Genomic DNA, 12,990 nt, shown 5'->3' on the forward strand with positions numbered 1-12,990 from the left:
ATACCCAGATATGTATAGTAAATATTGTACAGCAAAAGAAAAAACAAAGAGAAGAGAGAGATTTATCATGCCTGTACCTTCTAAGAATGTAGAAGACAATCAATTGGAGAATATTTTAAAAGAGTTGACAGATGTCAAATATGCAATTGATCAGTCTTCTATTGTCGCTATTACCGATCATCAAGGAAAGATACTTTACGTGAATGAAAAATTTTGCAAAATTTCTAAATACAATGAGGAGGAACTCCTTGGTGAAGATCACTGTATATTGAATTCGGGTTATCATTCACGGGAGTTTTTTAAACAAATGTGGGCAACGATTGGTTCCGGTCAAATCTGGAAGGGAGAGATAAGAAACAAGGCGAAAGATGGGTCGTTTTATTGGGTAGACACAACGATTGTTCCTTTTTTGAATGATCGCGGGAAACCTTATCAATATGCATCGATAAGAAACGATATTAGTCTTCGAAAGAAGATGGAAGAGGAATTGAGAGAGAGCGAGGGGAAATATCGACTAATTGCAGAGAATTCATCTGACTTGGTATCAGTGATTGATCAGTCAGGAAGCTTCCTCTACATGTCTCCATCTCATGCATTGTTGTTGGGCGATGAGCTTGCGAAATTAGAGTCAGGAAGGATCTTTCAATGGGTGCATGAAGAAGATCAACTGACTCTTTCTGAAGAGTTAAAGCTTCTGGCTGCTAAAAAGAAAGTATCCTCGCTGCTCGAATTCCGTATAAAGACGAACCGGGGAGCGTATAAGGACACGGAAACGAAGATTAATCCCGTCATTGATAAAGATGGTGAGATCAAAAGCTTCGTGCTGGCGATGCGAGATATAACCGAACGGAAAAAATCAGAGAGAATGATTTATCATTTAGCTTATCATGATACATTGACGGACTTGCCTAACCGCCGATTATTCATGAACCGATTGAGAAAAGAAGTGGATCATGCTAAGAGTTATTCTTCTCAGCTTGCTGTTATGTTTATCGACTTGGATCGCTTTAAGTTTGTGAATGATTCTTGGGGACATGAGAATGGAGACTTTATCCTAACTGAGGCTGCTCGCCGTATTAAAAACTCGCTGCGACCAAGTGATTTAGTCGCACGGCTGGGTGGAGATGAATTTACTGTGTTGCTAAACAATGTATCAGGCATGGAAGAGCTGGATCAGATTGCCAAAAGGATTCATTCTAACTTTCAAGAACCATTGAAAGTTGCAGGCGAGCACTATACGCTTTCCTGCAGTATTGGCATTGCGCTTTTTCCGGTGAACGGTGAAGATGCAGATGAACTATTAAATAAAGCGGATACCGCTCTTTATTCCGTTAAGAAACGGGGCAGAAACGGCTATGCATTATTTAAACCAGAGATGGAAGAGAAATCCTTGGAGCGCATCCTGCTGGAGAATGAATTAAGAAAAGCGATTGAGCTTGAGCATTTTCATATTGATTATCAGCCCAAAATGGATATTTCTAAAAATCAACTCATCGGAATGGAGGCGCTTGTCCGCTGGGACCATCCGGAGCTGGGGAGGATCTCTCCCAATAAATTTATTCCGGTTGCCGAGGAAACGGGCCTTATTCTTCCTCTTGGAGAGTGGGTTCTCCGGCGTGGATGTAGGCAAAATAAAGAATGGCAAAACAAAGGGTACCCACCATTAAAAATCTCGGTTAATATGTCTGTTCGCCAATTAGCGCATCCCAATATTATAGAGAGAATTGAAGAAATTTTAACAGAGACCGGATTGGAGGCACAATGGCTGGAGCTTGAAGTAACGGAAAGTGTATTTGCAGATATCGATCACGCGGCCGATACTTTGCAAAGACTGCGGGACATCGGTATTCATATTTCTATTGATGACTTTGGTACTGGATACAGTTCATTTAGCTACATTAAATATTTACCTGTGGATACGTTGAAAATCGATGCCTCTTTCATTCGGGATATTCATCAAAATGAAGAAAGTCAGGCAATTGTACAAGCTGTTTTAACACTTGCACGGACGCTTGGGATCAATGTTATTGCTGAAGGGGTGGAGAGCCAGGAGCAATTAGATGTACTGAATGAGGATGGCTGCAGCCAAGGACAAGGGTTTTTATTTAGCAAACCGTTGTCAGGAGAAGACTTTGAAACCTATTTAATCGAAGCGGCCGAAAGAGGGCAAAGCGAAAAAGCAGACGGCTAGCATGAATGAAAATAATACGAACGTTGAAAAAATTTAGTTTATGAATAATAATTTATTTAACCCTGGGGGTCGCTTTTGCATAGGCTCACCATCAGGGTTTTTATGCTTATGCCAGCTAATCATTCAAGCAATCTGTCATACATCTGCACGGCAATAAATTTTGCAGCCTTTAATTTTCAAAAAAGGACATGGTACAATTGGAATACACTAATTTTCTAAGCGGACATTTTAACTGACGAGCGGTCTGCTGCATAGATGACGAACTTTCACACCGGATAGGAGGAGAAAAGGTGATGATTGATGTAGAAAGTTTTAAAAACTTATCCGATTTCGACAATGTATTAGTCGTCGATGCGAACGGAAATGTTATTTTTTATGATATGGCTGACTTAAATATATTGAAAGAGCTTCATCTCAGACCCGAAAACTTTCTAGGGAAACATGTCACCTCTTTTTATAAAGATTTAACCAACGAAAATAGCACGTTAATGAATGTATTAAGAAGTGGCCGTCCCCTTTGTAACATTAGACAGGAAATTACAACAACAAAAGGAAATGTAGTAGTATCGGTTAATTCGACTTACCCAATCAAAGAAGGAGATAGAATTATTGGAGCGGTTGAGTTTTCTAAACACTTTTTTCCGAAAGAAAATATTCAGCATATGGATAAGTATGCTCGCCATAAAGTGTACCGTAAAAATGATACCATTTATACAATTGATGATATTATCACCGTCAATCCAACTATGATAGCTATTAAAAATAAAATCGAAAAAATTTCAAAAACGGATTCAACTGTACTTATTTACGGAAGGACAGGAACAGGAAAAGAAGTTATTGCCCAAGCTATACATAATTTAAGTGACAGATACAGCCAGCCTTTCGTTTCTTTAAATTGTGGAGCCGTTCCCGCTAACTTGCTCGAAAGCACGTTATTTGGAACAACGAAAGGGAGTTTTACCGGGGCAGAAGATAAACAAGGCCTATTTGAACAAGCGGAGGGCGGAACGCTGTTCTTGGATGAAATTAATTCTTTAGAGATTGGCCTTCAGGTAAAACTTCTAAAAGCAATTGAAGAAAAGTCCGTTAGGCGCATAGGGGGCAAAAAAAATATTAAGGTGGATTTAAGAGTGATCTCAGCGACAAATGAGGATCCTGATCTACTAATTGCCGAGAAGAGAATGAGAGAAGATCTTTATTATCGGCTAGGGGTGGTCCAAATTGATCTACCCAACTTAAAGGAACGACAGGAAGATATTGAAGTACTATTGGAGCATTATGTCAACTTCTATAATAATAATATGAATATTTTTATCGATGAGATTGATCAGGAAGTGATGGATTGCTTTAAAGCCTATGACTGGCCGGGGAATATTAGGGAATTAAAAAACGCAGTAGAGACTGCCTTTAATCAGGCAAATGACCATCGGATTACACTAGAAGATATCCCGAAGAGGATTCGGGAATATAAACGGCCTGTTCCTGAAGCTAATAGAATAAGTGCTACCATTCATTCTCTTCGTGAAGCAGTAGAGGATTATGAGAAAAAAATTATTATGGGTGAGTTGGAACAGGCCAATGGGGTCATAGCTCAGACAGCAAGAAGACTCGGGCTTTCTAAACAATCATTAAAATACAAAATGGATAAATACAGATTGCGGTAAAATTTTTTTACGAGGGAGGGAGAATTTTCTCCCTCTTTTTTGTGTGGAGAAAGAAAATTCTTTCGCCAATCGCTTTGACAAACTTTAAATAAGTCAGCCGTTTTCCAGTCATAAAGCAATGGGGAAGAGTGGAAGGATATATTCCTGATAAAATTGGCACATTAATTGCATTTGAATATAACGTCAGCAAAATTATTAATTAACATGCGCAAGCATATACGGCGCAACCGCTTTTATTTTGGATGACTTAAGCAACAACACACCAATAAAAACAAGAAAATGAAAGCGGATCATTCAATCTTTAGTAGGGATTGAGTAGGTGAGCGTTGAGGGTCTGCCAAGAAATAAGTGGGCAAATCGAAAAGTAAGCATCTAATAATTTAATTTGGGAAGGAAAACGATAGAAATGAACAACCAAGGCATAACAACTTTTATAAACGGCAAAATCTTCACATCTAATTCCGACCAACCATATGCAACTGCTATGAAGGTGCAAGATGGCAAAATTATATGGGTTGGCAAACAGGAGGAGGTTGCCTTAACAGCAGGTGATGTCATCGATCTTCAAGGTCAACGGGTACTTCCGGGACTCATTGATGCTCATCTTCACCCATGGCATTTAGCTATGTATTCAAAGCAAATTGCTGCTCTTCCTCCGAATGTCTATTCTATCGCTGAGTTGATTGAAAAGATTCAGGAAGCGAGAAAGAATTTGAAGGAGGGCTCCTGGATTCAATGCTGGGGATATGATGAGGGGAAATTAGCGGAAGGTCGGATGCCGACACGTTGGGATCTCGATAAAGCTGCTCCAGATGTGCCTGTGATTGCCAGTCGCTCATGTGTTCATATTGCTACGGTGAATAGCAAAGTATTAGAGATGGCCGGCATCACAAAAGATACGCCAAATCCTCCGGGTGGACAAATTGATAAGGATGAAAATGGCGAACCGACAGGCGTTTTGCGTGAAAGTGCAAGGGAATTAGTATTTAAAATTATGCCTGTTCAGACAATTGAAGAGGATGCTTTAGCATTAGCCGAGCTAAGTCCTAAATTACTTGCTCATGGCATTACAGCGGTGACCGATTTAATGGCTAGAGTAGAACCGGTTGATTACTTGGAGATGTACAATCAAGGCCGTGAAAAAGGGTTGAAGCAACGCACGGTGCTTTACTACCTATGGGAAGATTTACAAAAACGACCGATTCAAGATAAGGAGCGAACAAATCGAGAGAATCCTATTCATATTGGCGGAATCAAACTGTTTTCAGATGGAAGCATTTCTGGACAGACAGCATGGGTGAATCCGCCATTTTTGGGTGAAGGAGAAAATGGCGGAATTGCTACTACGTCAAAAGCAGAATTATTGGCTGCGGGTGAAGCGGCTAAACAATACGGCATTCAGTTAGTGATTCATGCGATGGGGGAGCAAGCGATCGACTTAATTGTTGATACGTTCTATGATAAAGAAGGCTGGCTGGAGGACGCTCCATCCGTCAGAATCGAGCATGTTACTTTGCCTACTAAACAAGCGATGAAACGCATGGCTAAAGCCAGAATTGGCATTGTTACACAACCGGTTTTCCTATATGCCGAAATAGAGAGCTATTTGAAAAACTTAGGAGCGGAAAGGACAAAAAGCACTTATCCTATAAAATCGATGCTAAAAGAGGGCATAGAAGTCGCCTTTTCATCTGATGCCCCAGGAACAGCATGGGCTGACCCGGTAAATCCATTCCTTGGAATTAAATCAGCTATTACACGCAAGGCATATGATGGAACGGACACTGGACAAGATGAGAGGGTAGATGTGGCTACAGCGATTGAGCTTTATACAAGAGCGGCTCAGCAGTTGACACGTATTCCGAATGTCGGCCAGTTAAAACCGGGTTATTACGCAGACTTCATTATACTTGATCAAGATATTTTAGAGATCGATCCACAAAAAATTGATGAACTTCAAGTCATGGAAACCTATATGGGCGGAAAGTGTGTGTATCAAAGAGAAGCGGCAGTAAAAAGTTAAATGAGATATGAACTTTGTAGGATGAGAGGAGAAATAGATCTGTCATTCCATAAAGAATATAGTGAATACTTCACATATTCGATAGGTTAACACTTTCTATTTTGGGAGAGACAAACATCCCGGTTTATTTATGTTAGGCTTCAGAACAGTGAAGCTTAATTTTTTAATGCTTCCTGATCAAGGGAGGGAACTTTATCGTTTATTACAACAATTATTCGAACGGCGTTAGGGTTTTATATGCGGCCGCAGACCTTTGACTCGACACTAAAGAAAGGCAGCCTTCATGTAGGCATAAAGCTAGCAGCAATTTAATAGTAGCCGCCTTTTTTCAATAAATATTTTTAATATTTTATTAGTAAGATCTTTATTTTTTGATAAAATAATTGTAATTATGCATGATTATGCAGTTAATAGACGCCCGTTATGTGCTTTTATTTTACTTGATGTTTTGGGAGGGTCATTATGTCAAAGTCAATATTTACTAATGGGGTAATTCACACATTTGATGAAAACCAACCGTTAGTTGAAACAGTCGTCGTAGACGGTGGACGGATTACAGAGATAGGATCCCATAAAGAAATGATGACAAAATGGGGAGATAGCGACACAAAAATTATCGATTTACAAGGGAAGATGGTGACTCCCGGACTGATTGACAGTCATCTTCATCTTTCAGGGGTGGCTTTTCAATATTTGGATTTAAATTTGATTGGGATCACATCTAAACGAGAGATGCTTGAAAAAATACGCGAGAGAGCGAGTGCCACTCCGCCGGGTAAGTGGCTGCTTGGTATGGGATGGGATGAGAACCTTTTTACCGATGGAACGATGCCGACGATACAGGAACTAGATCAAGTTGCCCCGCATTGCCCGGTTTTCTTAAAGAGAATCTGTCACCATGCATTTCTTGTAAACAGTAAAGCACTTGAAATGTCCCATTACGACCCGTCCATAACAGTCCCAACTGGCGGAAGAATTGTTCTTGATGAAACTACCAAAAAACCAACGGGTTTGCTGCTTGAATCGGCTTCTAAGCTGGTTACCGATTACATACCGGACCATACATATGAGGAATTGAAGTCCGGCCTGGGGCAAGCAATGGACCATGTCGCACAGCGGGGGATAACAAGCGTCCATACGAATGATCCGCTCTACCTGGGCGGCTTTGATCAAACATATAAAATGTATGATGAATTAATCAATGAAGAGGAAAAAGGTCTGCGGTGCAACCTTTTAATTGATTACCCTTTTCTTGATCGCTTGAAGGAGAGAGGCATATATGCAGGTTATGGGAATGATAAATTGCAAATTGGTGCAGTAAAGATTTTTGCAGACGGGGCCTTTGGGAAAAGAACCGCTTTACTCTCAGACCCTTATTATGATGCGCCGAACCAGTTTGGGGAAGCGCAGCACAGCCAGGAAGAGCTTTATCACATGGTGAAAGAGGCAAGAGAGCACTCCATGCCAATAGCTGTTCATACCATTGGTGATCAGGCAGTAGAAAATGTGCTGGAAATACTTGATCAATTTCCGAAAGTCAATCACCGCGACCGCATTATCCATGTGTCGTTGCTGCGAGAGGACTTGATCCAGCGCTTGGCAAAGTCACACATAGTAGCAGACATTCAACCGAGATTTTTAGTTGGGGATTTCCCGTGGGTAAAAGAAAGACTTGGAGAGCAAAGAATCCAGTATTTATATGCCTGGAAATCGCTGTTAACGGCTGGAGTAGTATGTGCAGGGGGGTCCGATGCACCGGTCGAGCCTGTTGATCCGTTATTAGGTATTCATGCAGCAGTCACCCGGAGAGACCCTGCACAATTGCATGACGGCTGGAATGAAAAAGAGAAGCTGTCAATGCTTGAATCGTTCAAGCTATTTACCATCGGTGGGGCATACGCGACAAATGAGGAACATAAAAAAGGAACGATCTCGCCTGGGAAGCTAGCCGATATGACGGTTTATTCAAACGACATTTTGTCAATGGAGGATCCAGACGAACTGTTAACGACCAAAATCGAGATGACCATCGTGGACGGAAAGGTTGTTTACCAGGGGTAAACAACTAAAGAGAATGCCATTAATAATGGAACCGACTAACGAGACTGGATAAAGTCATTAGCTGTTACTTGGACTGAACAAAAAGATCATTGACCGCCCCGTAATTGAACTATTACAGAGCGGTCTGCTTTTAGTTGTTTACGCCAATAGGTTTGACGGTTCATCGGACAGCTAGTTAATTTTCTCCAAATCCACCTGCTCCATAAATTCAACAAAAGCCCGGACAATGTTAAGCTGGAGCGATTCTTCATGGAAAATCATCCACGTTTTTCGGATGATCGGCTGGCCATCTTTTGAGTGGATGGCTATTTTATACACATCTTTTAAATCGCTTAAGAGCATCCCTGGCAAAATAGCATAGCCCAAGCCGTTGGCCATCATATTTTTGCTTGTGCCGGCTTTGTCTACATCGATACTGACAAGAGGCGGTTTCGTATAGTTTTCTGCCCACCAATTATCGACGACTGTCCGCAAGTTCTGATCTGTATGATAATCGATCCGCGGCAGATCGGGCAAATCTTCCAAAGTAATTTTTTCTCTGGAAGCAATATAAATTGGCTCTTCGAATAAGAGTTTTTTGCCGCCTTTCCAACTATAATCTCCTTTCACAAAAGCAACGTGTACATCCTGGTTATAAGCTAAATGAATAATTTCGTTGCTCCAGCCTGTCATCACTTTAAATTCTATATCGGGGTATTCATCTTTAAAGAGCTTTAGCAGCCCGGGAAGTTTATAGTCTGTAAAAAAGGTGGAGACACCGAGCCGGAGTGTGCCAGTAATTTTCTTTTCCATGTTCAGCACATTCTCTTTTATATGCTGCAGCTTTAACAGCATGTCATCAGCACATTTAGCAAGATACTCTCCTTGGGGAGTAAATTGTACACCGCGCCGTCCACGATTGACAATTTGCACACCGAATTCCTTTTCCATTTGCTTTAAACGGTTCGTTAGTGCCGGCTGAGAAATGTACAGCTTGTTTGCCGCTTTTGTCATGTTTTTTTCATTAAATAATGTTTGTAAGACGCGCCAATCTCTTTCATCCATTGCTCTTTTTCCTTTCTGCTATAACTATATTTTATGGTTAAAGATAAAAAAGCGATATTTTATTTATTTCTTTAACCTTAGTATAATTTATTTATAGACAACAAGAAAAGAAAGAAGAGGATCGGATGAAAGTAAACAAATGGGTCGTCCTACTAGTAAGCAGCCTTGGCGGGCTATTGTTATCATTGACTGGTTTGTCAATTGGTTGGATGTTAGGAACTTTGCTTGCGGCCGCTTTTATTTCTTTTGCTTTTCCGCAAATTTCAGGAGCAAAAGACATCCCTAAAAGCTGGTTATATATAGGACAGTTAATATTGGGCATTCAATTGGGTCAAAAGATTAACCTGTCGGTGTTAACTGCTTTTCAGTCTCATTGGATCGTTATTACTCTTATGATCGGATTATCAGTTGTTTTCTCATTACTTTCCGGTCTTAGTTTATGGAAATTTAGCCGCTCAGATATGCTCACAAGCTTTTTTGGCACAGCGCCTGGCGGATTGTCAGCTATGCCGGCACTGGCGGAAGAGGTAGGTGCCAACACTGCAGTGGTGAGCATTATTCAGACCATGCGTGTGTTTTTAGTGATTTTAATTATTCCGGTGTTCGTTTCACTTTGGACGATACATCCAGCTAGCGCAGCGGCTGTGCAACAGACTTCACTGGGATTTGAACCAAGTCAATTGCTGTGGACAGCCGTATTAGCTCTGACAGGATGGGGCGGTTATCATATCGGGAAATATTTAAAATTCCCGGCACCTTGGCTTCTGGGAAGCATGACAGCTGTGGCAATTGTTCAATCATTCAGTTCTTCCTATGCCGGTCATAATATGGTAGCCTACTGGCCGCACAACTTGATCGTTTTGTCACAAATTTTGATTGCCGTATCGATTGGAGTCCGTTTTCATAAGAAAATGTTTATCGGACTGAAGCAGACGCTGATTGTCGGCTTGATCAGTACCATTGGGCTGATTGGTGTGATGTTTGCCTGTGCGTACCTTGTTTCTCTTGTGACAGGCATAGATTTTAAAACAGCTGCACTCGCTTTTGCACCAGGGGGAATTGCTGAAATGGCCACGACAGCGGTTGTACTTGATGCAGATTCGACCTTTGTAGTTGCTGTGCAAGTGCTTAGAATTTTGGCTGTTTGTCTTGTGTTACCGCCTTTCTTTCGATTGCTGCACGGTTGGGAGATGCGGAAGGAGGTTCATTCGCACCTCTCTGCGTAATTTAAGCGAGAGAAAAACAAATTCATCGCTGTTATTCAGAAAAGGGCAGTCTAAAAATTGGTTATCCACCAATTTTTAGACTGCCCTTCTTAATGAATTTTTTCCTCTTTCATTTCAATAAGTTCTTCGCTCATCTGTCTAATTCGGTCAGATAATTCGAGAACAATCTCTTCTAATTGAGTAATCCTTATTAATAACTTTTCTTCGTCTAATTTTTTCATAATTTTCCTCCTAAACCTGGCGTCTTTCAAAACGTGCACACCTTACTATTGATATTATCTTTTTTTGCCTGCTTTAAACTTTTTGAAAAAAGTTTTTCTTTCCAAAGAATGTGAAACGCACGGGTAAAAAACAGAAAAATGGGTACAGTAATAGAAACGGGAGAAATGAGGTTTGAAGGGCGCCATACGAAGAAGAAGAGGAGGTGTCACAAGGTGGAATTGTTGTTGCTTCTTACCGGTGCACTGTTTTTGGGGCTGTACTTACAGCGGAAAAAACAGTCGTCAAACTATAAAATAGATCATGGCATGCTGATTACAGAGGATACATTCAATCAAGTAAATATCCCATTATCAGAAATTGTGGAAGTTGTAAAAATAGGAAAAACAGCGAAGCCGCGTTTCCGGTTTAATGTTGAGACCTTTCTGGGAAGGCTCGATAGTGTAGCGGTATATACGCGTTCAAATGTTTCTTATCTTCTCAGAGTGAGAAATGCTAAAATGCTAATCAGAGAATTAAAAGAGCAAAATCCAGGTGTGTATACAAAAGCAGAAGTTATATAATAACAATGTGATGAGCGAACAGGCAGGCCCCGGCTATTTATTATAGTGGGGCTATATTTTATTTTTTTGAAAAAATCTCTTTTTTTTGTTTTATATTTGCCGATCCCAGCATATTATTTACAATTCATTGACGAAAGGTATTTTTTGTTTACAAAGCAATTCAAAGCTGATAGGTTATAGGTGATGTGATTGACCATATATAGTGAAAAAGAGGTATATATATGACACCCTTCATAAATGAAGATGCTGCTATTGAATGCACGACTACCGATACGGAATATCGTTGGAAGAAAAATGTGATTAAAGTGGATAAGGGATTTTTAATCAGTAAAGGTATAGTCACAAATGTTCGGATTCCGATTCATCACATAGATACGGTTGTATATTCGATGAATCCGAAAAAACCGGCTCTCGTACCAGGATTAAAAATTATCGGCAAAGGAACTGTACTTGCAGAGCTTGATATTTCCGGTGAATATATTGAAAGTGTGCAGGACTGGCTTCTTCAAGTGATTGAGCGGCACACGAATGCTTAACCCTGTGTTTACTCGCAGGGTTTTTTTGTTTGCAAAACTAAAGGAGATCCTTATCTAGTTATGTATGGATGTAGGGTTTGCTAGCTGCTATCGTTCGATCTGAAGGGCGAGAGCGTGAGGTGAAATAGACAAACAGTTAAAGAGAAAGAGGGGGAGTTATTTAGAGTAGATAAGATCATTACCGTTCATTTTTTTATAGGATTAAGAACGTTTGTTTGTTATAATGGAGAAAAAGAAAAGGATGGAAACAGATGAAAGGATCGGCTCATTTGGCTATCGGAGGAGGCTCCGGATTAGCAACAGCTGTTTATTTACATACGGATCCTCTTACTACAGCTGCATTAGTTGGCATTGGGGCAGTAGCTGGTCTTGCACCTGACCTTGACGTAAATGGAAAGCTGTCCAATCGAATTACTATATCAAAAAAGTGGCTGATCTTGTTTTTTGCAGCAGCTGGCCTGCTTCTAATTGGCTATAGCTACGTAATGCTGAGCGGTTTTGTTCAGTCGGCTGGCTTCATCGTTGGTCTTTGCTTGACGATATTGCCTAGATTGTTTATTAAGCAGCGTACGATGCTCTTTATAACAGGAGCAGGATTAGGTGTGGCCGCTTGGTATGCCGATATTTTTTGGCTGTTGTTGTTAAGCGGGTTTATTATTGTTTCTTCATTTTTATCTCACCGTTCATTAACTCACTCTTTAATAGGAGCTGCCTGTTTTGCAGGGATAGCGTGGCAATTCCAACAAAGTGTAGGAATTGAAGGCAGCTTTTTGGCTGCTTCGATCGCTTACATGAGCCATTTAGTAGCAGATATGAAAGTATGGCCGGCTAATAAAAGAGGCATTAAATGGTTTCAGCCATTGTTTAATAAAGAGTTTTAAGGCGGGAGAACCCGGGCTATAAAAGGGATTGAGGGAGAGGTTAAAAACTCCCCCAGAGTTCCCCAATATTACATATTGATCATGCTGTTGAATGCTTGGACGGGCTTTTCTTTTAACTTAATCCACCTCTGGAGTGTTTTCTAAACGTTCAGCGGTGATTTTGACTGGAATAAGCGGATCTTATTAAAATAGTGTAGCCCATAAGCTGTAACTGGTGCTAACCCGCTCGTTCATTATATGGTCAAAACAGAACTTTATGGTACGGCTTCGTATTAGTTGAGCAGTTCTATAGAAAATAAAAATAAAATCTTCACCCTTTAAGCTAGAACCATAACGGAATGTTGTTTGAATACACCAAGCTCGATGCGTTTTCAGCTGTTTTAATAAAATGTCGTCTACCAGTATTGTTCGATAACTATTTTTTAGTTTTCGGCGATCTGGTATTTTTTTCATCTCGTAGTTTGTTAACTGTACGTGTTTTTCTCTCAAAATCAATGTCATTGTACGTTAAACCAAGCGCTTTTCCTCTACGCTCTCCATATAAGAAGGAGTATGTAGTTTGTAATTTTTTCTTAGTAGCAC

10 protein-coding genes are annotated in these 12,990 nt (G+C 40.4%); 8 read left to right on the plus strand and 2 right to left on the minus strand.

Annotation, left to right across the window (positions count from 1 at the left end; all coding sequences use genetic code 11):
* The first annotated feature begins 67 nt into the window (after window positions 1-67).
* The 4 genes from ACH0BF_RS00945 (at window position 68) to ACH0BF_RS00960 (ending at window position 7,939) form a co-directional block, all read left to right on the plus strand.
* Entirely contained in the window at window positions 68-2,191 is a 2,124-nt protein-coding gene (locus ACH0BF_RS00945; protein WP_406908785.1) for a sensor domain-containing protein, read from the plus strand.
* A 293-nt stretch (window positions 2,192-2,484) separates the two neighbouring features.
* The gene (locus tag ACH0BF_RS00950) at window positions 2,485-3,855 is read left to right on the plus strand and encodes a sigma-54 interaction domain-containing protein (protein WP_340856400.1); all 1,371 of its coding nucleotides are present in this window, start codon (window positions 2,485-2,487) and stop codon (window positions 3,853-3,855) included.
* Between the two features lie 406 nt (window positions 3,856-4,261).
* Entirely contained in the window at window positions 4,262-5,878 is a 1,617-nt protein-coding gene (locus ACH0BF_RS00955; protein WP_406908629.1) for an amidohydrolase, read from the plus strand.
* Window positions 5,879-6,340: 462 nt separating this feature from the next.
* The gene (locus ACH0BF_RS00960; RefSeq protein ID WP_340853973.1) at window positions 6,341-7,939 is read left to right on the plus strand and encodes an amidohydrolase; all 1,599 of its coding nucleotides are present in this window, start codon (window positions 6,341-6,343) and stop codon (window positions 7,937-7,939) included.
* Window positions 7,940-8,110: 171 nt separating this feature from the next.
* On the opposite strand, the gene ACH0BF_RS00965 is transcribed toward ACH0BF_RS00960, so the two are convergent.
* On the minus strand, window positions 8,111-8,983 hold the full coding sequence (locus ACH0BF_RS00965; protein WP_340853975.1) for a LysR family transcriptional regulator: 873 nt from the start codon (window positions 8,981-8,983) through the stop codon (window positions 8,111-8,113).
* A 125-nt stretch (window positions 8,984-9,108) separates the two neighbouring features.
* Here ACH0BF_RS00965 and ACH0BF_RS00970 point away from each other — a divergent pair, with 125 nt between their 5' ends.
* On the plus strand, window positions 9,109-10,209 hold the full coding sequence (locus ACH0BF_RS00970) for an AbrB family transcriptional regulator (RefSeq protein ID WP_120031526.1): 1,101 nt from the start codon (window positions 9,109-9,111) through the stop codon (window positions 10,207-10,209).
* An 89-nt stretch (window positions 10,210-10,298) separates the two neighbouring features.
* On the opposite strand, the gene ACH0BF_RS00975 is transcribed toward ACH0BF_RS00970, so the two are convergent.
* A complete protein-coding gene (locus tag ACH0BF_RS00975; protein WP_259455538.1) occupies window positions 10,299-10,430 on the minus strand; it encodes a hypothetical protein in 132 nt (43 codons plus the stop codon).
* Window positions 10,431-10,643: 213 nt separating this feature from the next.
* Between ACH0BF_RS00975 and ACH0BF_RS00980 the strand changes: the two genes are divergently transcribed.
* The 3 genes from ACH0BF_RS00980 (at window position 10,644) to ACH0BF_RS00990 (ending at window position 12,408) form a co-directional block, all read left to right on the plus strand.
* Window positions 10,644-10,991 (plus strand): hypothetical protein, encoded by a 348-nt coding sequence (locus tag ACH0BF_RS00980; RefSeq protein WP_120031524.1) that lies wholly within the window; start codon window positions 10,644-10,646, stop codon window positions 10,989-10,991.
* A gap of 221 nt (window positions 10,992-11,212) precedes the next feature.
* Window positions 11,213-11,527, plus strand: coding sequence for a hypothetical protein (locus ACH0BF_RS00985; protein ID WP_120031521.1), 315 nt, complete (start codon window positions 11,213-11,215; stop codon window positions 11,525-11,527).
* Between the two features lie 251 nt (window positions 11,528-11,778).
* Complete coding sequence (locus ACH0BF_RS00990; protein ID WP_340853977.1) at window positions 11,779-12,408, plus strand: metal-dependent hydrolase; 630 nt, start codon at window positions 11,779-11,781, stop codon at window positions 12,406-12,408.
* Window positions 12,409-12,990 lie beyond the last annotated feature (582 nt).

The organism is Pseudobacillus sp. 179-B 2D1 NHS (assembly GCF_045370945.1).
GTDB lineage: Bacteria > Bacillota > Bacilli > Bacillales > Domibacillaceae > Pseudobacillus.